This window comes from Kribbella sp. NPDC031520 (assembly GCF_055580825.1).
Map to the genome: position 1 here is coordinate 557803 of NZ_JBVIKS010000004.1, position 26675 is coordinate 584477.

The following is a 26675-nucleotide window of genomic DNA, read 5'->3' on the forward strand; positions in this document are numbered from 1 at the left end:
TGAGCCTAGGGCTCCTGCGGCCCAGATGTGAGGTCCATTTCCGAGTATGTATGATGGGCCACTTTCGTCTGTGGATAACCCGGATCCGGCTCCGGAACGCGGCATCTTTTTAGGCATGAGCTTCGAACAGCTGCCCTCGACCTGGCCCGACCAACCTCTCACCGACCCCGCGTCCGCCGCGAACGTGGTCGATCTGATGGTCTCCATCGGCGACCGCCACCTCGGCACCCTCACGGTCATCCTCTGCCATCCCGACGCCCGCTACCGATCAACCGTGACAGTGAAACTCCCGCGGTTCCCCGCCCACACTCCGGCCGAACTCTGCCGAGCCGTCCTCGAGCCGATCATCCCCAGCCTCCAGACCAGCCCCGACGCCCCGGTAATCCTCGCCCTCGGTCGCCGACCATACCCTCCGAGCGCCGACGACCTCGACGGGGAGTGTGCGAAGGTTGCCACCGCTCTGTGCGAGGACGCCGGCGTGCGCCTCCTCGGCTTCTACGTAGCCACCAAAGACGGAGTGCACCAACCTGCTCTCGCGGCCCTCACCTGACACCCCGCGGGCGGAACTGGATGCTGATCCGCGGCCCCACATGCCCGGCCGCCTTCGGGATCGCGTGCTCCCACGTCCGCTGACACGACCCACCCATGACGATCAGGTCCCCGTGCCCCAACGGATACCGCACCGTCGACCCCACCGACGAATCCCCGAACCCAGGCCGCGGCCGAAGCGCCAGCACCCGCGGCTCACCGACCGAAAGGATCGCCACCATCGTGTCCTCGTGGTTCCCGCGCCCGATCCGGTCCCCGTGCCAGGCAACGCTGTCCTTGCCGTCCCGATAGAAACACAACCCCGCCGTCCGGAACGGCTCACCCAGCTCGTCCGCGTAGTGCGCACTCAACTGCTCCCGAGCCGCATCCAGGATCGGCAACGGCAGCCGCGCGTCCTCCCCGTAGAAACACAACAACCGGGGAACGTCCACCACCCGGTCGTACATCTGCCGCCGCTCAGCCTGCCAAGGCACCTCCCGCGCCAACCGCCCGTACACCTCGTCAGCGCCACCCAACCACCCCGGCAACACATCGACCCAGGCTCCACGCCCCAGCTCGGTCCGAGTCACCCCGTCCAACGACCCCAGTTCCGGATCCTCGAACCCACCCAGCAACGAGCCCTGAAGTTCAGCACCCATCCCCCCACCCTACCCGAAACTCGAACAAACGTTCCCCCAATTTCCACCCCAACCCGACCACGGACCGACCAGCCGCCCCTGCCACACCCCACCTCGCCCGACCGCACCCACGCAAACCCACCTCGACCACCCGACACCCCGATGCCCGCCCACCCGGCCACACCGACCTGCACGCGCCGTCCCACGGCGCAAGACCCCGCAGCGACCACGCCGACGCCCCCGAGCTCCTGCTTGCCACGCGCCGCCGCGAGCACCGGCCGCGAACAGCGACGGCGAACACCTGCCGCGAACAGCCAGGGCGAACACCCGCGGGCGGGGCGCGGACCCCTCAAGCGACGTACGTCCCGCCACTCACCACCCGCAGTCGACCGCGGACTCCCGGCCGTTCCCGTCAACCACGAGCAGCCGTCGGGCCGTCCTGCGTCCCTGCGCCGTCGTGGCGCCGCGAGCATCGCCACCCGTCGGCGTACTTCGCGGCCCGCCGGGGTGTGACCGCGCCCCTCCGCCGCCCACGAAGAGCGGGGACACGTTCGCGCTCGGTGAGACCTGGACGCCCGCGCCGCCTGCCCGCGCTGTCCGCACTGCACCTGCGCCGGCGGATCAGGCATCCACTGGCACCCACGACGCGCGAACACCTCACCGAGCCCGCTCCACGAGACGAACGCCGACAGTCCCTCTCGTAGCGTTCGCGCGACCGACGCACGCCGCCCGCACGCGCCGCCCTGGATCACCCGTCCCGGATCACCCGCCGTTCGCCAGCCGTGCTCCGCCCCGTCGCTGCGCCGGCTGTTCTGCGCCCCATCGCTGTGCCCCGTCGCGACCTACCTGTCACGTACCCGGTTGCTCCGGCCCGCCCGCCCCCGTCCACCCCGTCACGCCGGCTCACCCCGGTCACCCGGCCTGCTCCCTGTGGTCACCGCAGCGTGCTCTGACCAGCTACCGCGGCCCGCTCCGGACACCTGGACGAGCCGGTCGCGCCGACCCGCGTAGGACCATCTCGGACCGCCCGGTCACACCGACCCAGCTCAGCCCAATCGACTACGGCCGCCCATTCGACCAATGGCCGCCCGCTCGATCAACGTCCGACCACTCGACCAGCGTCGGCCACCTCGGTTCACCTCGCCATGACGCGATACGGTCCGCCGGCTGCCCGACCGTAGCGGCAGGCGCTGCCCGGCGTTCGTGCGTTTGCCGCGCACCTCCGGCGCCACGCCCCGGGCGCCGTGTCAGGGGACTGAAGTTGCTTCCGGCAACTATCCCGTCCGGCTCGGCAAGCTTCCCGGTCCACGAGGATTGCATACCCGGTTCCGACGCTCGGCGCGTGTGATGTTTTCCCTTGTGGACAAGGAGATTCACCCTCCTCCCGAGTTTGGCCGCCTGCCCACAATGGCGTAGAATCGAACACATGTTCGGGATCGATCTGAGTGCGCTACCAACCCGCGACCTGCTGGAGCAGGCAACGGGCTGTCGCGCAATCGCGAACCGGGCCGACGCCAGCCTGCTCGAGTGCGCCCAGATCTACGCCGACCGCTTCCACCCGTCGACCTGCCCGTCCCGGCCCACTCGCGGCGCCCGTGACGGCCGCGAACGAGCTGTCGTCCTGGGCGGTGACGGCTGCCCGGAGATCGCGGAGTTCGCGGTCGCCGAGTTCGCGATGGTGATGGGTGTGTCTCCCGGGGTCGGCCGTGACCTCATCGCCGACGCCCTCGCGCTGCGCCACCGCTTCCCATTGACCTGGGCCCGCATCCAGGAGGGTGCGGCCACCCCGTGGAAGGCGCGGCAGATCGTGCGCGCCTGCACTAATCTCGACCATCCGGCCGCGGAGTACGTCGACCGCCGGGTGTCCGAGATCATCGACACGATCTCCCCGTACCGTCTCGACAAGATCGCCCAGGCCGCCAAGCGGTGCGCCGACCCGCAGCGCGCCGCCGACGAGGCCGCGGCGGCAGCTGACGAGCGTGGCGTGTTCGTCGGCCGGGGCGACAAGCACGGCAACAAGACCATCTACATCAAGGCCCCCGCAGCCGCCGTCAACCGCCACGACTCGGCGATCGCCGCCATCGCCGAAGCCCTGAAAACCTTGGGCGACACCCGCCCCCTCCAGCACCGCCGAGCCCAGGCGATCGCAATCCTGCCCGACCCGCGTTTCACCCAAGAACTCCTGACCCAAGCCGGCCCCCGACACCCCTCAGACCAATGCCCCACCAAGCCGCCTGTGACGGAGTCGCCGGCGACTGAGCCGACCGGGACTGAGCCGACCGGGACTGAGCCGACCGGGACTGAGCCGACCGGGACTGAGCCGACCGGGGTCGGGTCACGTGGGATCGCGCCGCCCGCGATGCAGCCCGGTCGCTCCGGACCGAGGCACATTGAGCCCGAAGCCGGTGGACCGAGCTTCGGCGCTGGCATCGCGGGCGGGCGAGACGTGACTGGTGTGCTCGAGCCGTTGGGGCCGCCGGATGATCCGTGGTTGGAGGCTGGTGGGCCTGATGATCTTGACCTGCTGTCCGATCCGTTCGACAGTCGCATACTGCGGAAGGATCCGCGGCCAACGGGCGGACCCGACGAGGGTGCGCCCATGGATGCGGTCGCCCTCCGGGTCCTCAACGCCCGGCTCGCACAAATCAAACAGGACGCGTACGCCAACCCGAGCTACCTCGATCACTCGAGCGGCCGTGAGAACCCCAACAACTCCGGCACCCTGAACAACACGCGCGCCTTGGACCTCTCAGGCCGGGTTGGCCACTCCGACAACCCGCGGGACGCGAGCAACCGCGGAACCTCGGGCTTCCCGGGCTTCCCGGGCTTCCCCGGCGGCCCGAACAACCCGAGCGAGCCGGGTGACCCGGACCGCGCAAGCCAGTCGGGCGACTCGTACCACTCGGGCGACCGCAACAACTCGGGCGACCGGAACAACACGGGCAACTCGAGCGACCCGGGCAGCCGTGGCGTGCAGGCGCGGGTTGGGCTGGGTGGGGGACAGGTGCGGCCTGGGAAGACTGAGGTTGTCGTGCACTTGACCGACCACACCTTGGCGAGTGGAGCCGGTGTGCTGCGGGTTGAGTCGATCGGGCCGCTCTTGGCCGCGCAACTCACCGAACTCGTCGGGTACGGACCGTACGTCGTCAAACCCGTCATCGACCTCAACGACGCCGTCAGCGTCAACGCCTACGAGATCCCCACCCGCATCCGCGAACGCGTCAAGCTCATCCACCCCGTCGAGCTCTTCCCGTACGGCACCCGCGAAACCACCGACACCATCGACCTCGACCACATCGAGCCCTACGACCCACTAGGTCCGCCCGGGCAGACCAGTACCACCAACCTCGCACCGCTGGGCCGCTTCGGCCATCGGGTGAAGACGCACGCCCGCGGCTGGAGCGTCCGCCGGATCGACGACAGGACGCTCGAATGGACCACACCTCACGGCTTCAGGTTCCGCGTCGACCCCGAGGGCACCCATCGCGTGGACCCGCGGATCGACCAGACTGCCGTACGCAGCTCAGTCAGGAGGACGAATGCCGCGACTGCTGATCCGTAACGTCTCCGTCCTGGTGGTTCCCGAGCAGGGGGAGTGCCGCGTCGACAAGGCGCAGGACATCCACGTGCAGGATGACCTGATCGTCGCGATCGCGCCCACCGACCCGAGCGGCTCCGCCGAGGAGGTGATCGACGGGACCGGGTTGCTGGCGGTGCCGGGGCTGGTGAACTCGCATACGCACAGTCCGATGGTGATGATGCGCGGAGCCGCGGAGGATCTCTCGATCGAGAACTGGTTCAACCGGCGGATCTGGCCGATGGAGGTGAACCTGACGCCGGAGCGGGTGCGGGTCGGTGCGCGGCTCGCGTGTGCGGAGATGCTGCTCGGCGGCGTGACGACGTTCGTCGACCACTACTTCCACGCGGACCAGATCGCCGCCGCCGCGATCGAGGCCGGGATCCGGGCGGACCTGGCGCCGACGTTCTTCTCCTCCACGGAGAAGAAAACACAGGCGGCCTTCGACGCGACCCGGGCGCTCCGGGAGTTGCATCCGAGGATCACCGCGACCCTCGGACCGCACGCGACCTACACCGTGAACGACGACGACCTCAGGCGTACGGCGGAGGTAGCGCGAGCCGAAGGGTTCCGGATCCATCTGCACGCGGCCGAAACCGACGACCAGACGCAGGCCTCGGTGGACAAGCACGGGGTCACGCCGGTGCAGGTGCTCGAGCGGACCGGGGTGCTCGACGCCGGCGTACTCATCGCGCACGGCTGCGGGATCCGGCCGGCGGACCTCAAGATCCTGGAGCGGTACGCGGGTCGTACGGCTGTGGCGTCCTGCCCGAAGGTGTACCTCAAGCTCGCGATGGGCGAGGTCACCCCGATCAAAGGGCTGAAGATGTCAGGCGTCGACGTAGGCATCGGTACCGACGGAGCCGCCGTACACAACACGCTCGACGTCTGGGAGGCGATCCGCATGGTTGCTCTCACCCAGAAGCAGCGCGAGCACGACGCCGAGTGGATGACGCTGTCCGACGTGCTCCGCCTTGCCACGAGGGGTAGTGCCGCCGCGGCGGGTCTCAACGGCATGGTCGGTGTACTCGAACCAGGCCACCAGGCCGACATCACGCTCGTCGACCTCAACGCGCCGCACAACCAACCGCTCCACGACCCGCGGGCCGCCCTCGTCTACTCCGTCAGAGCCACCGACGTCGTCACGGTCCTCGTCGCCGGGCAAGTCGTCGTACGCGACCGCCGGCTCACCACGATGGACCTCGACGAAGTCCTGGCCGACGCGCGAGCCCTGGCACACACCCTCGTCGACCTCTCCGCAGGCGGCGCCGTCCAGCACTACGACCCCTAAGCTCCTCACGCCCGAGGTGACCGCATTCGGGGAGCACCTGGTCGGCGAGGGGACCTCGTCGCGCGGACGCCGGAGCGGGGAGGGGCGGCGTGATCGGAATGTGCTTCACCGGTGGGTTCGCGCTGGCCACCGCGGTCGAGGAGGCGCCGGTGCTGAGTCAGCCGTCGACGCACGACTGGATGGCAGCCAAGGAGCGCTTCGTGACGCTGCGTGCACAACTTGGTGACGCATTCGAGGTGATCGAACTGGACTCCGCGCCAAGCAACGCCGAGGGATACCCGCGCAGCGCGCAGTCGGTGCTCACCCGGGACCTGCGTGAGGACCCGCCGAACTCGGCCTTCCACACCCCCACCCGTTCCTCCGGGAACACCTGAACGCAACGGCGTGACAACCGTCCGTTCGGAAATGCAAAGATCGCGTTGGGTAACCCGGACGGTGTGATTCGGTGGCCCTGTGGTGGGGAAGTCTTTCGTTGTCCGGGGGTTGATCGTTGCTGTCCGCAAGTCCGGGGGAACGGTGGGTGACACCATCATTCTTCCTCTGGTCCTGGGTACCGGACACATGGCACGATCGGCCACCGAGGCACCACAGGGGACTGGGACGAGTGAGGCTGTATGAACGGTCGGACTGCGGAGGACAACCGGATCCCGGTGAACGGGACCGCGGGTACGAACGGAAGCAGCAACGGTCACGGTCCGCAACCAACTGCTGACCTCGGAGCACCTACCGAGTGGCGACCGGGACAGAAGATCGCTGAGGTTCAGGTGCCGCAGTCGGAGTGGCTGTCCGAGGTACGGGACCGCCCGCGGGACCCGAGCGGTACGACGCTGCGCCAGTTCAACACCCCCGTCCGGGTCGACGAGATCGCGGTCGCCGCGATGACGCTCGCCGAGGACCTGCACGCGGCGACGCAGAACATGCCGGAGTCCGTCGAACTGCGGCGCTTCCGCCGGGAGCTCGACCAGGCCGCGACCACATTCCGCGACCTGGCCAGCAAGCTCGAGGTCACCGCCGGCAAGCTCGTCCGGCTCGCCGCGAACGAGGGCCAGGCCTGTGGCGTCGGCTGGGGCGTCTGCCCCGAGCACGGCCTGACGCTGATGAACGTCGGCGACACGGTCACCTGCCACGTGCTCGGCTGCGGCCGTGAGAACGTCGGCGAGGTCGAGCGCTGCGAGCACCCGGTCACGTACCGGGTCGTCGACGCGGCCGGCCCGTCGCTGCTGACCTGCGCCGGCCACGCGATCGCCTGCCGCCTGTACTTCGACAACCCGGTCATCACCGCGACCGCCGACAGCATGGAGCTGTTCTAAGCAGCTCGCCGGTACGCGCCAAGTACAGATCTAGGCAAAGTCCTGCAAGAACTTCACAGCTACGCAACTCTTGACGCCTCGTCGGCATGAACTTAGTTTGTTGGATCAACAGACAAAGTCGACGGAGGGCTGACGCGATGGTGAACCGGGGTGTTGCCGCCGACCACGTGTCGCTCCGTCGCAACAACCTCTCCGTCGTACTGCGCCACGTCCACGACCTCGGTCCGCGGTCGCGGGCGCGGATCGCCGAGGAGACCGGCCTCAACAAGGCGACCGTCAGCAGCCTGGTCGCCGAGCTCGTCGAACGTGGCCTGCTCCGCGAAGGTTCCGCCGATTCCAGCCGCGCCCTCGGCCGCCCGGGGCAACTCGTCGAACTCGACGGCACCGGTGTCTGCGGCGTCGGCGCCGAGATCAACGTCGAATACCTGGCGATCGTCGCGCTCGACCTGGCCGGCAACGTCGTGCACGAGAAGCGGGTGCCGGTGGACGTCGCGCACCTCGGCCCCGGTACGACGCTCGACCGGTTCGCCGAACTCGTACAGGAAACCGTGAACGCCGTGGACGCCCGCGGTGGCCGGTTGGCCGGCGTCACGCTCGCCGTACCCGGTCTGGTCGAGGGCGAGACCGGCGAGCTGAAACTCGCCCCGAACCTCGGCTGGAGCGAGGTGTCCGTCGCCAAGGAGATGCGCAAGCGCCTCGGAGAACCGACGTACCCGCTGCAGGTGGACAACGAGGCGAACCTCGCGACGCTGGCGGCGTACGCCGAACTGCGCGAGCACGATCTCGTACTGCTGACCGGCGCCGTCGGTGTCGGTGGTGGCGTGGTATCCGGCGGGCAGTTGCTCCGCGGCGCCCACGGCTACAGCGGCGAGGTCGGGCACATGCCGGTGGCGCCACCCGGGCAGACCTGCGGCTGCGGGCGGACCGGCTGCTGGGAGACCGTCGTCGGCCTGACCGCACTGTTGCGCAAGGCAACGGATCGCGACGACCCGGTACGGGATCCGTCGCTCGACGTGGAGCAGCGGCTGGCCGGTGTCGTGGAGCGCGCCGAGGCGGGTGACGTACGGACGCTGACCGCGTTGAAGGACGTCGGTACGTGGCTGGGCATCGGGGGAGCGATCCTCGTGAACATCCTGAACCCGGCGGTACTCGTCCTCGGCGGGTACTTCGCCGTACTCGGACCGTGGCTGGAAGAGCCACTGAAGAAGGCGCTCCGCGAGCGCGTGCTCGCGCAGGACGGCGGCGGCTGCCGGGTGGTCCGTTCCGACCTGGGCTTCGGCGCGGCCGTCCGCGGCGGCGCGCAGATCTGTCTCGACCAAGTATTCGCCGACCCGACACAGCTAGGAGAGTCATGACGAACCTGGGCATCGGCCTGATCGGCTACGCGTTCATGGGCGCGGCCCATTCGCAGGCCTGGCGGAGCGCGCCGCGCTTCTTCGACCTGCCGCTCGATCCGCAGATGAACGTCCTGTGCGGCCGGAACCCCGATGCGGTCGAAGCGGCCAGGGTGAAACTCGGCTGGAAGGAGACCGAGACCGACTGGCGCAAGGTGCTCGGCCGCGACGACGTCCAGCTGGTCGACGTCTGTACGCCGGGTGACAGCCACGCGGAGATCGCGATCGCGGCGCTCGAGGCCGGCAAGCACGTACTGTGCGAGAAGCCGCTGGCCAACACCGTCGAGGAGGCCGAGGCGATGACGGCGGCGGCGGAAGCGGCCAAGGCCAAGGGGATCCGCTCGATGGTCGGGTTCACCTACCGGCGGGTGCCGGCCATCGCGCTCGCCCGCCAGCTCGTTGCCGAGGGCAAGATCGGGACCATCCGGCACGTCCGCGCGCAGTACCTGCAGGACTGGATCGCCGACCCGGAGGCGCCGCTGTCCTGGCGGCTGGACAAGACCAAGGCCGGCTCCGGCGCGCTCGGCGACATCGGCGCGCACATCGTCGACATGACGCAGTACATCACCGGCGACACGATCGGCGAGGTCAGTGCGCGGCTGGAGACGTTCGTGAAGGAGCGTCCGGTCGCGGCCGAGCACTCGGGTCTGTCCGGTACTGCTGGTACTCAACGGGGACCGGTCACGGTCGACGACGCTGCGGTGTTCCTGGCGACCTTCCGCAGCGGCGCGCTCGGCGTCTTCGAGGCGACCCGGTTCGCGACCGGCCGGAAGAACGCGATCCGGATCGAGATCAACGGCAGCCTCGGCAGTCTCGCGTTCGACTTCGAGGACATGAACCTCCTGCACTTCTACGACGCAGGAGACGACTCGAGGACGGCGGGCTTCCGCCGCATCCTCGCCACCGAACCCGATCACCCGTACGTCGGTGCGTGGTGGCCGCCGGGCCATCTGCTCGGCTACGAGCACGGGTTCACCCACCAGGCAGTCGACCTGGTCACGGCGATCGCCGACGGCACCGACCCGGCGCCGTCGTTCGCCGACGGGCTGCAGGTCCAGCGGGTGCTGGCCGCGGTCGAGGCCAGTTCGAACTCACGTCAATGGCAGGAGATTGCAGGATGAGTGACTACACCCCGTCCAAGGACGACAAGTTCTCCTTCGGGCTGTGGACCGTCGGCTGGCAGGGAGTCGACGTCTTCGGTACGGCGGTGCGCCCGGCGCTGGACCCGGTGCACACGGTCGAGAAGCTCGCGGAGCTCGGCGCCGCCGCGGTGACGTTCCACGACGACGACGTGGTCCCCGACGACAGCACCCGCGACCAGGTGCTCGAACGCTTCAAGAAGGCGCTCGCCGAGACCGGCATGGGCGTCGAGATGATGACCACCAACCTGTTCGCGCACCCGGTCTTCAAGGACGGTGGCCTGACCGCGAACGATCGTCAGGTACGCCGGTACGCGCTGGCGAAGGTGCTGCGCAACGTGGACCTGGCGGCGGAGCTCGGCGCGACGACGTACGTCCTGTGGGGCGGTCGTGAGGGCGCCGAGTCGGGCGGGTCGAAGGACGTCCGCGCGGCGCTGGACCGCTACAAGGAGTCGATGGACATCCTCTGCGCGTACGTCCGCGAGCAGGGGTACGACATCCGCTTCGCGATCGAGCCGAAGCCGAACGAGCCGCGCGGTGACATCCTGCTGCCGTCGATCGGCCATGCCATTGCCTTCATCAACGACCTGGCCGACCCCGAACTGGTCGGCATCAACCCCGAGGTCGGGCACGAGGAGATGGCCGGCCTGAACTACGCGCACGGCATCGCGCAGGCGCTGTGGCACGGGAAGCTGTACCACATCGACCTCAACGGGCAGCACGGTCCGCGGTTCGACCAGGACCTGCGGTTCGGGGCCGGAAACCTGCGCGGGGCGTTCTGGACGGTCGACGCCCTCCAGGGATCCGGAACCTACCCGGCGTACGAGGGGCACATCCACTTCGACTACAAGCCGCCGCGGTCCGAGGACGAGGAAGGTGTCTGGGAGACCGCGCGTGCGTGCATGCGGAACTACCTGATCCTGCGGGAGAAGGTGCGCGCGTTCCGTGCGGATCCCGAGGTCGTTGAGGCCCTCGCCGCGGCGCGGGTCGCGGAGCTGTCCGAGCCCACCCTGGCCGAGGGTGAGTCGCTGGGCGACCTGCGCAACGCAAAGTACGACCCGGAGGCGCTGGCCGATCGCGGTCTCGGCTTCGAGAAGCTCGACCAGCTCGCGATGGAGCACCTCCTGGGTGTGCGGTAACTAGAGCTTGCCGAAGAAGGCGCGGAGGTCCTCGACGACCAACTCGGGGACCTCCAGCGCCGCGAAGTGCCCGCCGCGGTCGAACTCGGTGTAGTGCACGACGTCGAACTCACGCTCGACGAGCCGCCGGACCGTGCTGTCGTTCGGGAACACCGCGAGGCCGATCGGCACCGGGCAGTACGAGACCTGTGCGCCCCACGCGGACTGCGCCTCGCAGTACAGCCGCGCCTGGGAGCCCGCGGTCCGCGTCAGCCACGTCAGCGTCACGGTGTCGAGGATGTGGTCGTTGCTGATGGCACCTTCCCGGTGGCCGTAGTCGTCGTACCACTCCAAGTTCCAGGCCAGTTGGCCGATCGGGGAGTCGAGCAACGAATAGGCGAGGGTCTGCGGGCGCGTGCCCTGGATCGCGGCGTACCCGGATCGTTCGTTCTGCCAACGATCCAGCCCGCCGAGTCGTTGCTGTTCCGCCTCGGTCAGGTCCTCGCCCTGCGGGAACACGAAGTACCCGTCGAGGTGCAGGCCGATCACTCGCTCCGGGACGAGCCGCGCCAGCACGGGACCGATCCGGGCACCCCAGTCGTACCCATGGACGCCGTACCGCTCGAAGCCGAGCTGTTCCATCAACGCGATCCACGCGCGCGCCATCCGGTCGACACCCCAGCCGCTCGTGGTCGTGACGCCACTGAACCCGAAGCCAGGCATCGTCGGCACCACCACGGTGAAGTCCTGCGCGAGCGCGTCGATCACCTCGAGGTAGTCCGACGCCGCGCCCGGCCAACCGTGCAGCAGCAACAGCGGCGTGCCTGCACCGGTCTGCAGGTAGTGCACCCGTTGACCGTCGATCTCGGTCACGAACTGTGGATACGTGTTCAGCCGCTTCTCGAACCGGCGCCAGTCGTACGCCGTCCGCCAGTACTCGGTCACGTCACGCAGCCGGCCGAGCTCCACGCCGTACGACGAACCCGCGTCGGGCAACTGGTCCGGCCAGCGCGCCGCGTCCAGCCGGCGCTGCAATTCATCCAACTCCGCTTGCGGTACCTCTGCTCGAAACTCCATACCAACGACCCTAGAAGCAGTACCGGACAGGGCATGACCGCTACGCTCGACTCCATGAAGTACGTCGCACGGATCGTCGAGGTGCCGGAGCACGGCATCAAGCTGGAGCCGGTGGACGGGACCACGGTTCCGGAGCAGCCGACCGAGGTGAACCTGCTCGGGATGGCGATCGCGCTGGCGCTCGGCGCGGCCGGGTACCGGCATCACGCCGAGCAGCGGGATCCGGCGTTGCAGACGCTGGACGCGCTGATCGCGGGTGACGCGGTGATGCCGTGGAAGCCGGGCACTGCCGGCTTCATGGTGTGTGAGCTGAACGACGGCCGGCCGACGTGTGAGGTTCGGCCGAACGCTGAGTGACTTGGCGTGAGCTGGCCGGACGCTCCCACCCTACCGCGGCCGCGCATCCTGCGGCAGCGGTGGCTGGATCTGACCTTTGTCCATTGGGCTTTCGAGCCTGCCGAGGTCGCGCGGTTCTTCCCGCCCGGTACGCGACCGGACACCTTCGAGGACCGTACGTACGTCGGTCTGGTGCCGTTCCGCATGGTCGACACCGGCCTGCCTGTCGGACCACGTGTGCCGTACTTCGGGTCGTTCCTCGAGACGAACCTCCGGCTCTACTCCGTCGACGAGACCGGCCGGCGTGGTGTGGTCTTCCTGAGCCTCGACGCCGACCGGCTGGCCGTGGTGGCGGCCGCCCGGAGCGTGTTCGGCCTGCCGTACCGGTGGGCGCGGATGACGCATGAGCGCGACGGCAGCCACCACCACTACACCTCGGTTGTACGTCGTTCCGGCGCCTCCGCGACCGTTGGCGTCGAGATGGGGGAGCGGCTCCGGATCGGGCCGTTGGAGGACTTCCTCACCGCGCGGTGGGGCCTGCACGTACATCGCGCCGGCCGTACCTTGTACCTACCGAACGAGCATCCGCCGTGGATCCTGCACGCCGCGACGCTCACCACGCTGGACGCGGACAGCCTGCTGCGGTCGGTGGGGCTGGAGCCGCCGGGGCGGCCGCCGGATCACGTCGCGTTCAGCGCGGGGGTTCCTGCTGAGTTCGCCGTACCATCAGCTCCGCTGTCTGCTCGACGATGAAGCCGATGCCGAGCTGTCGTCCCCAGCGGTGCACCTCGGTCGCGAGGGCCGCTGACCCGGCCTCGTCACCCTCGTCGCGGAGCAGGATCGCGAGGTGGACCTGCTGGGCGAGTGCCGGGCGGAGGTGCCCGTTCTTCTGCAGGAGCTCGGTCGACCGCTCCCACTGCTCTCGCGCCGGCTTCAGGTTCCCGGCGGCGTGTGAGTGGTGGCCCAGGTGGCGAAGCGCCTGCGCCTTGGTCAGTTCGTCGCCCAGTTCCAACGCGAGCGTGTAGTGCTCGATGGCCTCTGCGGGCTGCTCGTACACGTTGTCGGCGATCGCGCCGGCCCAGAAGCTCGCTACGCCCCGTCGTACGTCGTCAGGGGCGTCCTTGATCAGCGTGAGCATGCGGTCGCGGAGGTCGCCGTCGCCGGAGTTGAACAGCGCGTCCGCGTAGTCCTTGCGGAGCTTGAGCATCGCGAGGTCCCACGAATCGCCGGGGACGGCGGCGAGCGCTGCCGTGGCGTGGTCGGACTGTTGACCGAAGTCGTGGTCGACCGCGACCGAGGCCCGGGCGAGCGCGAGGATCTGCTGCTCTTCGGGGTCTTCGGATTGGGCGGACGTGAGGAGGGCGGTAGCGGCGGTCCAGTGGCCGGCGAGCATCAGTTTGTGTGCTGCGTCGGCGACGGCGGTTGCTGGGAGTTGGCTCATGTCCGGAAGAGTATTTCGACGTCGAAACATTTGACAACTAACCTTCACGCACTGAAAAGTTAGCTCGGTGAAGGACTTTGTGGACACGCACATCGACCTCTGGTCGGGAGAACTGCCGGAGCTCGACCGGGACGTCGAGGGGATCACCGTGCGCCTGCAGGTGCTGACCCGGTACCTCGAGCGTCGGCGGGAGGCTGTGCTGGCGACGTACGGGCTGCAGCTCTGGGAGTTCAAGACGCTGCACATGCTGCGCCGCGGCGGTACGCCGTACCAGGCGACGCCCGGGCAGCTCGCCCGGCAGCTGAACATGTCCCCGGCCGCCCTGACGAACCGGCTGGACGCGCTCGAGCGCCGTGGGTACGTCGAACGCACCCACGACCGGGACGACCGTCGCAAGGTCGTCGCCACGCTCACCCCCGAGGGCAACCGGCTCTGGGAACGGAGCATCGGCGACATCGCCCTGGTCGAGGAGGAGCTGATCCACCAGCTCCCCAGCGCGGACCGAACCACCCTCGACAACCTGCTCCGGCGCCTCGTCGTCGCCACCGGAGAAGATTCTTAGCCGCTGGATGTCAAGAACGTCCGTCTACCTCCGACGTACCTGCAAACGTCGAGAAAGGACGGAACGATGGAAACCCTCAACCTGATGGTGTCCCTGAGCCACTTCGCCAACGAGAACCCCAAGAACAAGCACGGCCTCAGCGTCCCCGCCGGCCGCCGCCGCAAGTTCAAGCTTTGGAGGCTGGGCGGAGGTCTTCCAGGATCAGGTCTGCGACCGCGCGCATTCCAGCAGCGTTCGGGTGGTACGGGACGAAACCGCCCAGGTTCGGCGGCAGCAGCGTGAACCCGGTCGTCCATGGTTCGGCGGAGCCGATCGCGTGGTCACGACTGGCCGCCGACGCGGCGATCAAGTCCGCGCCGGTGGCCGCGGCAGCCTTCGCGAACGAGGCGGCGAGTCCGTCGGCCATCGTCGCGATGCTCGGCAGCTGTTCCTCGTTCAGCGGTACGTCGAGGCGCGGGCGGGTGGCCGGGCCGACCAGGCTCAGGTAGTCGACCAGCATGATCCGCGCCTCGGGCGAACGTTCGCGAGCGCGCTCGACGACGGTCGTCAGGGCGTCCGCGACGGTCTGGTACGCGGCCTCGTCCTTGAGGTAGCTGACCCGCGCGCGGATCCGGTTCGCGACGCGGCGGCCGAAGATCGTGGCCGGCTTCGCGACCGTGTTGAGGAAACTCCCGCGCAGGAACGTACCGACGTACTCGAGATCGTTGCCGCCGACCGTGATCGTGACCAGCGCGGTGTCCGGGGTCAGCGCGTCGAGCTGCGGCGGGGCGTCGTTCTGCGGGGTGTCGAGGAGGTGCGCGGTAGTGGCGCCGGAGTACGTGACGTCGACCAGATCGAGACCGAGCTCGGCGGCAACCAAGTGCGCGTAGTTACGGCCCGAACGACCCGCGGCCGCCTCTACCATCGGCCTGATCCCCGGCCCGGCCGCGAACGAACTGCCAAGCGCGACATACCGACTGCCCGATGGGATCACCGGATCACAATAGAGCGAAGGGAACACCACATGTTCACTCGGGGAGCGCTCGCCGCCCTGGCCGCCGGCGGACTGGCGATCGGCCTGATCCCGTCTGCGGCCGACGCGACGCCGAGCTCAGGAGTCACCGCGACGATCATCTCCCAGTCGACGATCGGGCGGACCGAGTACGTACTGCGCGAGATCACCATCCAGCCAGGCGGCACCACCGGGTGGCATTTTCACGACGGGACTCTGTACGCGTTCGTGAAGGCGGGGACGCTGACGCACTCCGGCTCGAACTGCCAGACCGACGGGGTGTACCGCGCCGGCGCCGCGTTCACGGAGCCGAGCGGATCGGACCACGTGCACCTCGGGCGCAACCTGGGGACGAAGCCGCTCGTACTCGACGTCCTGTACGTACTGCCGGCGGGCAGTCCGCTGTCCGAGGACGCGGCGAATCCGGGGTGTCCGTTCCAGTAGCCTGCCGCCGTGACTGACGATGCCTTCGGTACGACGGGAATCCGCGAACGGGTGCTGGCCGGATGGGCGGCGGCTCCTGTTCGCTTCCGCGAGGACGCTAACGCCGAGGAGGAGCTGGCTCTCGGAGGGTACGCCGATCGGGTCGTCATCGAGCTGGCGCAGAACGCCGCCGACGCCGCCGCCCGCGCCGGGGCGGCGGGACGTGTGCTCTATGAGCTCCGGGGAACCACCCTCGTAGTCGCCAACACCGGCGCACCACTCGACGCCGAGGGCGTGCAGTCGCTCGCGACCCTTCGCGCGTCCGCGAAGCGAGACGACGCAGGTCCGGTCGGGAGGTTCGGTGTCGGGTTCTCCGCTGTGCTCGCGGTGACGGACGAGCCGGTGGTGTTGTCGCGGACCGGGGGAGTGCGGTTCTCGAAGGCGGATACTGCGGCGGCGGTTGCCGAACTGGCGTCGTTGGAGACCGAGGTGCGCCGCCGCGACGGGCAGGTGCCGGTACTTCGGCTTCCGTTCGAGGCCGAGGGTGAGCCGCCGGCCGGGTACGATACTGCGGTCATCCTGCCGCTGCGGGACGAGGCCGCGGTCGCGCTCGTACGGCGTCTGCTCGCGGAAGCTGACGACGCCCTTCTCCTCGCACTTCCTGGACTCGACCGCATCGAGATCGACACCGACGACGTCCGCCGCGTCCTCGAGAACGTCGAGGATCGCTGGTACATCCACCGCGCCGGCGGCGTCTTCACTCCCGCCGAACGCGAGCAACTCTTCGCGGATCGTCCCACCGAAGAACGCACCCGCCCGACCTGGTCGGTCGTCTGGGCGCTTCCTCGCGCCGATCGCACCCCACCGACCGTCGTCCACGCACCCACTCCCACCGACGAACCGCTGTCGCTGGAAGCGTTGCTCTTGGCAACTTTCCCGCTGGACTCGACCCGACGGCATGTCGCGAAGGGCCCGTTGACGGACCGCCTGGTGCGGGAGGCCGCGACGGCGTACGCCGAGCTGCTGCACAGCCGCGCCGAGGCCGGCGATGATGTCCTCGGTCTGGTGCCAACTGGTCTGGCTGCAGGCACGTTGGACCGAATGCTCCGCGAAGAGATCCTGCACTGGCTACCGGGGACCGCGATGCTTCGAGGGGGGTTGTTGCGGCCTCGGGATGCCGTCGTGGTCGAGGGGGCCGATGACGCGTTCAACGGGGTCTTGGCGTCGCTTGTCGTGGGCTTGATCGGTGAGCGTCGGGCGGACCGGCAGGCGTTGGATGCCTTGCAGGTAAGGCGACTTGAGCTGGCTGAGGTCGTGGATCAGCTTGGGGGAGAGGAACCGCCGGGCTGGTGGCGCACCCTCTACACCTCCCTCGCGGAGATGGTCACCGATCCGCTGCTCCGCGAGTCGCTCGGAACCCTCCCCGTCCCGCTCGCCGACGGTCGGCTAGTCCGCGGTGCGCGCGGGCTGCTCCTGCCCGGTCCCGAGATCCCGCTCGACACGCTCACCGCCTTCAGCGAGTACGGCGTACGCGTCGTTCACCCGGACGCCGTCGCCCCAGCCCTCGAACGCCTCGGCGCGATCCCCGCGACTACGCGTACCCTCCTCGAGGACAGCGCGGTCCGGACCGCGGTCGAGCATTCCGCCGACGCAGCGGACCCGGACGCGATCGCGCACGCCGTACTCAGCCTGGTCGCCGCCGACCCCACTCAGGCCGACGGCCTCTGGTGGCTCTCCGATCTGGCCCTGCGCGACGCCGACGGCGACCTCGTCCCCGCGAACGCCCTGGTGATCCCAGGCTCGGCCGCGCACGCGGTCCTCGACCCCGACGAGGTCGCGCCGGTCGCGAACGAGGTCGTCGACCGCTACGGCCGCCCCGCCCTGGAAGCTGTCCTCAGCACCCTCGCCGTCGTCACCGCGTCCGACGTCGCCCTCGACAACCTCCCCGAATCGCTCCAGGACCTCGACGCGATCGACGACTGGGTGTACGACGTGGCGCCCGGCGGCTCTCCGTACGGCGCGACGGTCGGCGAACTCGAGGTGATCCGCGACCTCGACTGGATCACCGACTGGCCGAAAGCCCTGCAAGTACTGGGCTCCGACCCCGCCCTGCGCCGCGCCCTCGTCACCCAGGTCCGCGTCGTCGGCCCGGACGACCGCCCGCGCGACGTACCGTCGTACGCCGCCTGGTGGATCCGTGAACACGTCGACCAGCTCGCGGGTCGCGCCGACCCGGACGCCGAACCGGTCCTCGCCACCTTCCTCGACGAACCACCCGGCTGGACGGCAGATCTCGACCCCGAGGTCCGCACAGCGATCGGCCTGGTCCGCGACGTCGGCGACCTGGACGCCGCCGGCCTCGCACTCGTCCTCGACCGGTTGGCCGACCCGGACCGGGACATCGACGAGGCCGCGATCCTCCGGCTCTGGTCCCGCCTCGGCACACTCGCGGTGTTCCCGGGCGAGGCGCCCGCGCAGGTACGGGTACTCGATCCGGACGGCGGCACCCGAGTCGTGGACGCCGACCACGCGGTCGTCGTGGACGGCCCGATGTGGGTGCAGCGCGACGACCTCGGCGGGTTCGTGATCGGCTCCGGCGCGACCGCGGACGGGCTCAGCGACCTGTTCGACGTACCGCTCGCCCAAGAAGTTGCCGAAGGCAAGATCGACGGCACCGGTACGGCGGCCGACGTACCGCCGCTCGTCCGCGAACTGGTCCCCGAGGTGCCGGCCGGCTGGTGGGAGCACGAGGAGCTCACGGTCGACGGCGTTGAGGTCTCCTGGTGGGTGGACGCGGACGGCGCGCCGCATGCGGCGACGTTCGACGGGCTGGCGAAGGCGCTCGCGTGGGCCGCCGGGCGCTGGGACCGGCGGCATGTGATCCGCGCGGTTCTCAACGAACCGGACCGTTCCGTCGAGCTTTTGACCGACGCGGTCTACGACTGACCGGATCCGGCCGTCGGCACACCGCGTGACGATGGTTGGAAGCGTTTCCGCCTAGAGGCGTCACCCAGAGCGAGCAACGTTGTCAAAGGTTGATATATCGACTGATCTGCGGATATGACGTTGCGGTTGCAACGTGGGAACGAACTCTTGTCAACGTTGTCAACGCTACTTATAGTCCGTGGCACCTCTCGGTCGGTGATCCGCCTGTCCATGCAACGTCAACGGAGGTGACATTCATCATGAATGACGCGCCGCGCCCGCAGTACGAAGATGTCGAAGACGTCGTCCGGTACCAGTTGAGCCGTCGAGCCATGATGGGCGGTGGTGCGGCAGCGTTGACCGCCTTCCTCGCCGCCTGTTCCGGTGGTGGCTCGTACTCCGACAAGCCGGCGAACAACAAGCCTGTCGCCACCAAGTCCATCCAGATCGGCAAGGCGAACATCCCGGTCCCACGCGACCAGACGGTCATCGTCGGCCAGGTCGACTACACGGTCTTCGACAGCTTCAACGGCATGATCCCGAACGGTTCGCCCTCGGGCGCCGGCGTCGAGTTGAGCACGGAGCCGTTGTTCTTCCTCAGCTTCGCCACCGGCAAGCTCACGCCGTGGCTGGCGACCGAGTACAAGTACAACGACGCCTTCACCGAGCTGACCATGAAGTTCGATCCCAAGGCCCATTGGAACGACGGTCAGCCGTTGGGTGCGAACGACTTCAAGTTCACCGTGATGCTGCTGAAGGACCGCCCGGACCTGTTCGGGGGTGGTGGCGACCTGAAGGAGTTCGTCAAGTCCGTCGACGTTCCCGACCCGCACACCGCGGTGGTCAGCTTCCTGAAGCCGGCGCCACGCTTCCACTACAACTTCATCGCCGCGATCGCCGGGGCGCCGAACAACATCATGCCCGAGCACATCTGGAAGTCGCAGGACCCGACGAAGTACAAGGACAACCCGCCGGTCCGCAGCGGCCCGTACAAGCTGAAGCAGGCGATCCGGAACCAGAAGATGTTCATCTGGGAGAAGGACCCGAACTACTGGAACAAGGACAAGCTCGACGTCAAACCACAGTACGTCGTGTTCCAGAGCACGTCGAAGCAGCTCGACCAGGCGTCGCTGGCGTTCGAGCGCGCCGAGTTCGACGTCGGCTCGGTCGACGAGCCGCACGCCAAGCAATTGCGGAACACCGGTTACCCCAACCTCGTGACGACGCAGTTCCACGACCCGAACCCACGGGTTCTCTGGCTGAACTGCGACCCGGCGCGCGGCGTGATGGCGGAGCCGAAGATGCGCTGGGCGATCAACTACTGCATCGACCGGGAGAAGATCGGCAACTCGATCTGGCCGGTCAAGGTCCCGCCGGCGCAGTACCCGTGGGCGGACTACCCGACCAACGACAAGTGGAAGAACGACGATCTCGCGAACAAGTACAAGTTCGAGTTCAACCCTGACAAGGCGAGTCAGATGCTGGACGAGATCGCGCCGAAGAACGCGGCCGGCAAGCGGACGTACAAGGGCAAGGAGATCAACCTCGAGATCATCACGGTCTCGCCGGTCGACGGCCCGGAGTACGCGATCGCCAACCTGCTGAAGACCCAGCTGGGCAAGGTCGGCGTGCCGGCCACGCTGCGCAGCCTGGCCGGCAGCGTCCACGACGACAAGTTCCAGCGCGGCGAGTACGACATCGACTCCAACTGGGCCGGCTTCGCGATCGACCCGGTGCAGCTGTACACCGACTGGACCAGCGACAAGTACCAGCCGATCGGCAAGAACTCGGCGGGCAAGAACAAGATGCGGTTCCGCAACCCCGACTTCGACAAGACCATCGATCAGCTGGGCCAGCTCAACCCGGATTCGCCGGAGGCCAAGCCCCTGCTCGACAAGGCGCTGGAGATCTACTTCCAGCAGCTGCCGTTGCTCGCCTCGATCCAGACCGGCTACCCGTCGTACTTCAACACGGCGTTCTGGAAGGACTGGCCGACCGACGACAACCTGTACGAGGTGCCGCTGAACTGGTGGCCGCACTTCATCTTCGTGCTCGGCAAGATCAGCGCCACCGGGCAGAAGGGACCGGCGTGACGGCGGAAGCCCCGCCGGTGGTTGCTGTGGACAAGAGCCAGGACTCCGCATCCCGTTCCGGGGTGCGGGCCTGGCTGTCTCGGCATCCGCTGGCGGCGTACGCCATCCGCAGGTTCGGTCTCTACCTGGTGGAGCTGTGGGGAGCGCTGACGATCGCGTTCTTCTTCTTCCGGATGATGCCGGGAGATCCCGTCCAGACCTTGATCCAGACCCTGCAGCAGAACTACGTCTACAACGCACAGGCGAGTACGGAGCTCATCGCCCGCTACCGGCACGAGTTCGGGCTGGACGGGAACCTGCTGACCCAGTACTTCAAGTACATGGAGAAGCTGGTCCTGCACGGTGATCTCGGGCCTTCGCTCATCAACTACCCGACCCCGGCGCAGACGGTGATCCTGCGGTCGTTGCCGTGGACAATCGGTCTGCTCGGCATCTCCGCCGTGCTGGCGTGGATCCTCGGGATGGTCATCGGCGCTATCGCCGGCTGGCGGCGCGGCAAGCTCGGCTCCGCGATCGCCACCAACCTGTCGATCGCACTGTCGCACGTTCCGTACTTCTTCGTCGCGCTGATCCTGGTGTACATCTTCGCGTATTCGATGGGCCTGTTGCCTGCGAGATCGGCGTACGACTCCAACATCAATCCCGGGATCAGTTTCGCGTTCATCGGCAGCGTCCTGAAGTACGGGTTGCTGCCGGGGTTGTCGATCGTGATCATCGGGACGTTCAGCTGGATCCTGTCCACCCGGATGCTGATGATCCCGATCCTCGGCGAGGACTACCTGGTGTACGCCGAGGCGAAGGGGCTGAAGGGCCGCCGGATCCTGACCCGGTACGCGCTGCGGAACTGCTACCTGCCGCAGATCACCGCGTTCGGCATCTCGCTCGGCTTCATCTTCAACGGCAACGTCCTGGTCGAGCAGCTGTTCAACTACCCAGGTCTCGGGACCACCCTGGTCACCGCGATCCAGCAACTCGACTTCAACACGATCCTCGGCGTCACCGACATCGCGATCTTCTCGGTGCTGACCGCCGTCCTGCTGCTGGACCTGCTACTTCCGCTGCTCGATCCGCGCGTGAAGTACTGGAAGTGATGACGATGAGACTACTGACCGCGGTACTGCGAACGATCCGAAACAGCCGGCGGCTGGCGACCGGGCTCATCATCCTGGCGCTGCTGGTGCTGATCGCCCTGTTCAGCCCGTTGATCGTGAAGGCGATCGGTGGGGGGCAGGATCCGATCGAGTTGGCGGCGTACGACAAGTGGCTGGTGCCTGGGCCGGATCATCTGCTCGGGACCGATCAGTTCGGGCGGGACGTGTTCGCGATGGTGGTGAAGGCGCTCGCGGTGTCGCTGCAGATCGGGGCGATCGCCGGGGTGATCTCCACCGTCGTCGGCGTGATCGTGGCGTTCGTCGCCGGGTACAAGGGCGGCTGGATCGACGGGATCCTGTCGACGTTCACCGGGATCCTGTTGGTCATCCCCACGTTCCCGTTGCTGATCGCGCTGTCGGCGTACGCGAAGAACGTCAGCCTGTTCCAGGTCGGGGTGATGATCTCGATCTTCTCCTGGCCGTTCGCGGCCAAGACGATCCGCTCGCAGGTGCTCAGCCTGCGGACGCGGCCGTACGTCGACCTCGCCCGGGTCAGCAAGGCCCGCGACGTGGAGATCATCGTGACCGAGCTGCTGCCGAACCTGCTGCCGTTCATCGGCGTCGGGTTCGCGTCGTCGGCGCTCGGCGCGATCTTCGGCCTGGTCGGCCTGGAGATCATCGGCCTCGGGCCGGGCGGGGTGATCGACCTCGGGCAGATCATCTTCAACGCGATCGGTACCGGTGCGCTGACGCTGGGGGCGTGGCCGATGTTCGTGGTCCCGATCGGGTTGCTGACGTTGCTGTTCGCGGCGCTGAACATGGTGAACATCGGCCTCGAAGAGGTCTACAACCCGCGGCTGAGGGGAGTGGCCGGTGAATAGCGTTCTCGAAGTCAAGGGGCTCGAGGTCGTCTACTCGACCAACCGCGGCGACGTGAAGGCGGTCCGCGGTATCGATCTCGACGTACGACGGGGTGAGATCCTCGGGATCGCCGGGGAGTCGGGCAGCGGGAAGAGCACGCTCGCGGTCGCGTTGCTCCGGCTCCTCAAGGCACCGGGCAAGGTGACCGGGGGATCGGTGATGTTCCACCCGGCCGGGCGGTCGCCTGTGGATCTGCTGAAGGTGCACGGCGAAGAACTGCGGGTCCTGCGGTGGTCGGCGTTGTCCTACCTCCCGCAGGGTTCGATGAGCTCGCTGAACCCGGTCATGCGGGTACACGATCAGTTCAAGGACGTGATCCTGGAACACGCCCCGAGCCGCAAGGACTCACTGGACGAGCTGGTTCCGCGGCTGCTCGAACAGGTCGGACTGGAGGCACGCGTCGGCCGGATGTATCCGCACGAGCTGTCCGGCGGGATGAAACAGCGCGTACTGATGGCGATCGCGGTCGCGCTCGAACCGGACCTGGTGATCGCGGACGAGCCGACCACCGCGCTGGACGTCACGATCCAGCGGGTGATCCTGCAGTCGCTCGCGGACCTGCGGACCGACTTCGGTGTCACGTTGATGGTCATCTCGCACGACATGGGCGTGCACGCACAGCTCGCCGACCGCGTCGCGGTGATGTACGAAGGACAGCTGGTCGAGGTGGGCGACGTACGGCAGGTGTTCAAGGATCCGCAGGATCCGTACACCCGGCAGCTGATCGAGTCGATTCCGAAGTTCGGCAGGAGGGCATCGTGAAGTCAGAGCTCGAACTTCGTGGCGTACAGCAACGATTCCACGCCCGCGGGGTCGCCGAGGGCTACATCACCGCGGTCGACGACGTGAGCTTCAGCCTGGCCGCGTCGCCGCCGCAGATCGTCAGCCTGGTCGGGCAGAGCGGCAGCGGGAAGAGCACGATCGCCCGCAACGTCCTCGGTCTGCAGAAGCCGACGGCCGGATCGGTACTGTACGACGGGAAGGACATCTTCAAACTCAGCCGGGCCGAGTACGACGAGTACCGGCGCGACGTCCAACCGGTCTTCCAGGACCCGTACGCGATCTTCAACCCGTTCTACCGGGTCGACCGCGTGCTGTGGAAGGCGGTGAAGAAGTTCAAACTGGCCGGCACCCGGGCCAAGGGCCTCGAGCTGATCGAGGAGTCCCTGCGCGCGGTCCGGCTCGAACCGGAGAACGTCCTCGGCCGCTACCCGCACCAGCTCTCCGGTGGCCAACGGCAACGAATCATGCTGGCCCGCGTCCACATGCTGCGGCCGTCGTTCATCATCGCGGACGAGCCGGTGTCGATGCTGGACGCCCAGGTCCGCAAGCACTTCCTCGATATCCTGCTCGATTTCCAGCGCGAACACGGCATGACCACGCTGTTCATCACCCACGACCTGTCCACGGTCTACTACCTGGGCGGCGAGGTCATGGTCATCACCAAGGGTCAGATCGTCGAACGCGGCACGGTCTCCACGGTGATGCACGAGCCCTCCCACCCGTACACCAAACTCCTGCTCGACTCGATCCCGCAGCCGGACCCGGACCAACGCTGGACCACCCGGATCGCCGTCGACGAACTCGACCACCTCGACGACAAGACACCCGGCGACACGACCGCCCCGGAAGCCCCGATCATCTAGACCGGGGCCTCCGGGCTTGTTCTAGACGGGCCTGTTCTAGACGGTCTTGATCGCGGGGTCGCTGAGGCCGGGCACGCCGGTCTCGACGTGGCCGGCGAACCGGCGGAGGTAGGTGGTGTCGTCGGCAGTGCTGACCGAGACGTCGTACCAGCGGGTCGTGGTGGTGACGGTGTACTTCGTGGTGCCCTTGCAGAGGTCGAGCGCCGTGGACGAGCCGCCGTACGAGTTGGTGACGGTGACGCGGCGGGCGGCGCCGGACGTGAAGGTGAGCTCGACGTCGCCGGTGGTCGCGTTCTCGCGGGCGGTGATCTCGAGGGCCGTTGCGGGCTTGCCCTTGAAGGTGCGGAGGAAGCCGTTCGGGCCGTGGACGGTGAGGTCGGTGACGCCGCCGGAGTAGATCGGGTTCCAGCTGTCGGCGACGGTCTTGCCGGCCTCGGTGGTGTACGTCCACGGGCCGTCGGTGCGGTTCGCGGACGTGATCAGGAACTGCGCGCCGGCCTGCGGGCCCGAGCTGAACGTCAGCTTGTACTTGCCATCGGCAACCGTACCGTCGACGACCGGTGCGTACGGCAACGGACGCGTGCGGCGGCGGCCGCGTTCCTGGGCCGGAAGCTTGCCGGCCGCCGGCGGTGTCGGTACGTAGTCCGGGTGCCGCTTGTTGTCCGGCGGCTGGTACGCGCTGGTGTCCGGGAGCGTCGCGGGCTGCGTTGCCGACGTACCGAAGTCGAAGGCCGAGCTCAGGTCACCGCAGACCGCGCGCCGCCACGGCGAGATGTTCGGCTCGTGGACGCCGAAGCGGGACTCCATGAAGCGGATGATCGACGTGTGGTCGAACACCTCGGAGCAGGTGTAACCGCCGGTGCTCCACGGCGACACGACGATCATCGGGACCCGCTGACCCAAGCCGTACTGGCCGTGTGCGGCCTTCGCGCCGGTGTACAGATCGAGGGTGGGATCGACCGTGGACAGGCCTTGTGACGAGGACATCGGGGGGAACGGCGGGACGACATGGTCGAAGAAGCCGTCGTTCTCGTCGTACGTGATGAACAGCGCGGTCTTGCTCCACACCTCGGGGTTCGCGGTGAGCGCGTCGAGGACCTGGGAGATGTACCAGGCGCCGTAGTTGGCCGGCCAGTTCGGGTGCTCGGTGAACGCCTCTGGCGCCGCGATCCAGGAGATCTTCGGCAGCTGGTTGTTCTTCACGTCAGCTGCGAGCTGGGCGAACAGGCTCTCGCCGGCTTTCGCGTTCGTACCTGTGCGAGCCTTGTCGTACAAGGGGTTCCCGGGCTGCGCGTTGCGGTAGTTGTCGAAGTACAGCAACGAGTTGTCGCCGTAGTTCCCGCGGTACGCGTCGTCGATCCAGCCCCAGCCGCCGGCCGCGTCCAGCCCGTCGCCGGCGTCCTGGTAGATCTTCCACGAGACCCCGGCCTGCTCGAGCCGTTCCGGGTACGTCGTCCAGCTGTAGCCGGCCTCGTCGTTGCCGAGGACCGGGCCGCCGCCGGTGCCGTCGTTACCGGTGTACCCGGTCCACATGTAGTAGCGGTTCGGGTCGGTCGAACCCATGAACGAGCAGTGGTACGCGTCGCAGAGCGTGAACTTGTCCGCGAGCGCGTAGTGGAACGGGATGTCCTCACGGGTCAGGTACGCCATCGTGGTCGTCGTCTTCGCCGGGATCCACTGGTCGTACCGGCCGTTGTTGAACGCGGCGTGCGCGTCCGGCCAGCTGTGCGCGAGGTCCTGGATGAACTGCAGCCCGAGGTTGTCCGCCTCCGGCCGGAACGGCAGGATCTCCTTGCCGAGCGCGTTCTTCTGGTAGAACGTCGGCTTACCGCTCGGCATCGTCACCGGCCGCGGGTCGCCGTACCCGCGAACACCGTTGAGCGTGCCGAAGTAGTGGTCGAACGAGCGGTTCTCCTGCATCAGGACGACGATGTGCTCGACGTCCTGGATGTTGCCGAACCGGCGGTGCGCGGGGATCGCGGCGGCCTGCTCGATGCTGTTCGCCATCGCGGCGAACGCGGCCGAGCTACCGGCCAGCTGCAGGAACCTCCGGCGGTTGATGTCTGGCATCTGGGTCTCCTTGTCGGGGCGGGTGGAGCCTCCGGCACCCTAGACCGATCGTCCGGACCCGCGGAAGGTGCTGGCGGGACGAATCAGGTGTGGTATGTCGCCTA

At 68.0% G+C, this 26675-nt stretch carries 23 protein-coding genes; 18 read left to right on the forward strand and 5 right to left on the reverse strand.

Annotated elements, in window-relative coordinates; genetic code table 11:
- Positions 1-115: 115 nt before the first annotated feature.
- Entirely contained in the window at positions 116-550 is a 435-nt protein-coding gene (locus ACZ5BU_RS23425; RefSeq protein WP_465702065.1) for a hypothetical protein, read from the forward strand.
- Here ACZ5BU_RS23425 and ACZ5BU_RS23430 read toward each other — a convergent pair.
- A complete protein-coding gene (locus ACZ5BU_RS23430; protein ID WP_465702067.1) occupies positions 543-1187 on the reverse strand; it encodes an alpha-ketoglutarate-dependent dioxygenase AlkB in 645 nt (214 codons plus the stop codon). The genes ACZ5BU_RS23425 and ACZ5BU_RS23430 overlap by 8 nt on opposite strands.
- Before the next feature lie 1405 nt (positions 1188-2592).
- On the opposite strand from ACZ5BU_RS23430, the gene ACZ5BU_RS23435 reads away from it, so the two are divergent.
- The 7 genes from ACZ5BU_RS23435 to xylA all read left to right on the forward strand — a co-directional run bounded on the left by ACZ5BU_RS23435 (position 2593) and on the right by xylA (position 11016).
- A complete protein-coding gene (locus tag ACZ5BU_RS23435) occupies positions 2593-4728 on the forward strand; it encodes a DUF222 domain-containing protein (protein WP_465702069.1) in 2136 nt (711 codons plus the stop codon).
- Positions 4706-6034 (forward strand): amidohydrolase, encoded by a 1329-nt coding sequence (locus ACZ5BU_RS23440; RefSeq protein ID WP_465702071.1) that lies wholly within the window; start codon positions 4706-4708, stop codon positions 6032-6034. Before ACZ5BU_RS23435 ends, ACZ5BU_RS23440 begins: the two co-directional genes overlap by 23 nt.
- 89 nt (positions 6035-6123) lie before the next feature.
- The gene (locus ACZ5BU_RS23445; protein ID WP_465702073.1) at positions 6124-6408 is read left to right on the forward strand and encodes a hypothetical protein; all 285 of its coding nucleotides are present in this window, start codon (positions 6124-6126) and stop codon (positions 6406-6408) included.
- A 240-nt stretch (positions 6409-6648) separates the two neighbouring features.
- Complete coding sequence (locus ACZ5BU_RS23450) at positions 6649-7344, forward strand: hypothetical protein (RefSeq protein WP_465702075.1); 696 nt, start codon at positions 6649-6651, stop codon at positions 7342-7344.
- A 137-nt stretch (positions 7345-7481) separates the two neighbouring features.
- Positions 7482-8699, forward strand: a complete 1218-nt coding sequence (locus tag ACZ5BU_RS23455; RefSeq protein ID WP_465702076.1) for an ROK family protein — start codon at positions 7482-7484, stop codon at positions 8697-8699.
- Entirely contained in the window at positions 8696-9859 is a 1164-nt protein-coding gene (locus ACZ5BU_RS23460) for a Gfo/Idh/MocA family protein (RefSeq protein WP_465702078.1), read from the forward strand. Before ACZ5BU_RS23455 ends, ACZ5BU_RS23460 begins: the two co-directional genes overlap by 4 nt.
- Positions 9856-11016 carry a xylose isomerase gene (xylA, locus tag ACZ5BU_RS23465; RefSeq protein WP_465702079.1) on the forward strand — a complete coding sequence of 387 codons (1161 nt, stop codon included), beginning with the start codon at positions 9856-9858 and terminating at the stop codon, positions 11014-11016. The genes ACZ5BU_RS23460 and xylA overlap by 4 nt, the downstream gene beginning before the upstream one ends.
- On the opposite strand, the gene ACZ5BU_RS23470 is transcribed toward xylA, so the two are convergent.
- Positions 11017-12072: an epoxide hydrolase family protein gene (locus ACZ5BU_RS23470; protein WP_465702081.1), complete on the reverse strand. Its 1056-nt coding sequence runs from the start codon at positions 12070-12072 to the stop codon at positions 11017-11019.
- A 54-nt stretch (positions 12073-12126) separates the two neighbouring features.
- Here ACZ5BU_RS23470 and ACZ5BU_RS23475 point away from each other — a divergent pair, with 54 nt between their 5' ends.
- Both ACZ5BU_RS23475 and ACZ5BU_RS23480 read left to right on the forward strand, forming a co-directional pair.
- The gene (locus ACZ5BU_RS23475; RefSeq protein WP_465702083.1) at positions 12127-12429 is read left to right on the forward strand and encodes a hypothetical protein; all 303 of its coding nucleotides are present in this window, start codon (positions 12127-12129) and stop codon (positions 12427-12429) included.
- 6 nt (positions 12430-12435) lie between these two features.
- The gene (locus ACZ5BU_RS23480; protein WP_465702085.1) at positions 12436-13161 is read left to right on the forward strand and encodes a YqjF family protein; all 726 of its coding nucleotides are present in this window, start codon (positions 12436-12438) and stop codon (positions 13159-13161) included.
- Here the strand turns inward: ACZ5BU_RS23480 and ACZ5BU_RS23485 are convergent.
- On the reverse strand, positions 13100-13849 hold the full coding sequence (locus tag ACZ5BU_RS23485; RefSeq protein WP_465702087.1) for a hypothetical protein: 750 nt from the start codon (positions 13847-13849) through the stop codon (positions 13100-13102). The genes ACZ5BU_RS23480 and ACZ5BU_RS23485 overlap by 62 nt on opposite strands.
- A 67-nt stretch (positions 13850-13916) precedes the next feature.
- On the opposite strand from ACZ5BU_RS23485, the gene ACZ5BU_RS23490 reads away from it, so the two are divergent.
- The gene (locus ACZ5BU_RS23490; RefSeq protein WP_465702088.1) at positions 13917-14411 is read left to right on the forward strand and encodes a MarR family winged helix-turn-helix transcriptional regulator; all 495 of its coding nucleotides are present in this window, start codon (positions 13917-13919) and stop codon (positions 14409-14411) included.
- Positions 14412-14577: 166 nt separating this feature from the next.
- On the opposite strand, the gene ACZ5BU_RS23495 is transcribed toward ACZ5BU_RS23490, so the two are convergent.
- Complete coding sequence (locus tag ACZ5BU_RS23495; RefSeq protein WP_465702090.1) at positions 14578-15414, reverse strand: SGNH/GDSL hydrolase family protein; 837 nt, start codon at positions 15412-15414, stop codon at positions 14578-14580.
- On the opposite strand from ACZ5BU_RS23495, the gene ACZ5BU_RS23500 reads away from it, so the two are divergent.
- From ACZ5BU_RS23500 to ACZ5BU_RS23530, 7 genes are all read left to right on the forward strand, one after another.
- The gene (locus ACZ5BU_RS23500; protein WP_465702092.1) at positions 15415-15846 is read left to right on the forward strand and encodes a cupin domain-containing protein; all 432 of its coding nucleotides are present in this window, start codon (positions 15415-15417) and stop codon (positions 15844-15846) included.
- Between the two features lie 9 nt (positions 15847-15855).
- Entirely contained in the window at positions 15856-18771 is a 2916-nt protein-coding gene (locus tag ACZ5BU_RS23505; protein WP_465702094.1) for a sacsin N-terminal ATP-binding-like domain-containing protein, read from the forward strand.
- A 239-nt stretch (positions 18772-19010) separates the two neighbouring features.
- Positions 19011-20843 (forward strand): ABC transporter substrate-binding protein, encoded by a 1833-nt coding sequence (locus ACZ5BU_RS23510; protein WP_465702095.1) that lies wholly within the window; start codon positions 19011-19013, stop codon positions 20841-20843.
- Complete coding sequence (locus tag ACZ5BU_RS23515) at positions 20840-21934, forward strand: ABC transporter permease (RefSeq protein WP_465702097.1); 1095 nt, start codon at positions 20840-20842, stop codon at positions 21932-21934. Before ACZ5BU_RS23510 ends, ACZ5BU_RS23515 begins: the two co-directional genes overlap by 4 nt.
- A gap of 5 nt (positions 21935-21939) precedes the next feature.
- Positions 21940-22815 carry an ABC transporter permease gene (locus ACZ5BU_RS23520; RefSeq protein WP_465702099.1) on the forward strand — a complete coding sequence of 292 codons (876 nt, stop codon included), beginning with the start codon at positions 21940-21942 and terminating at the stop codon, positions 22813-22815.
- Positions 22808-23617: an ABC transporter ATP-binding protein gene (locus ACZ5BU_RS23525; RefSeq protein WP_465702101.1), complete on the forward strand. Its 810-nt coding sequence runs from the start codon at positions 22808-22810 to the stop codon at positions 23615-23617. The genes ACZ5BU_RS23520 and ACZ5BU_RS23525 overlap by 8 nt, the downstream gene beginning before the upstream one ends.
- Positions 23614-24501 carry an ABC transporter ATP-binding protein gene (locus tag ACZ5BU_RS23530; RefSeq protein ID WP_465702102.1) on the forward strand — a complete coding sequence of 296 codons (888 nt, stop codon included), beginning with the start codon at positions 23614-23616 and terminating at the stop codon, positions 24499-24501. The genes ACZ5BU_RS23525 and ACZ5BU_RS23530 overlap by 4 nt, the downstream gene beginning before the upstream one ends.
- A 36-nt stretch (positions 24502-24537) precedes the next feature.
- Here ACZ5BU_RS23530 and ACZ5BU_RS23535 read toward each other — a convergent pair whose 3' ends face one another.
- Positions 24538-26571 (reverse strand): phosphocholine-specific phospholipase C, encoded by a 2034-nt coding sequence (locus ACZ5BU_RS23535; protein ID WP_465702104.1) that lies wholly within the window; start codon positions 26569-26571, stop codon positions 24538-24540.
- Positions 26572-26675: the final 104 nt, after the last annotated feature.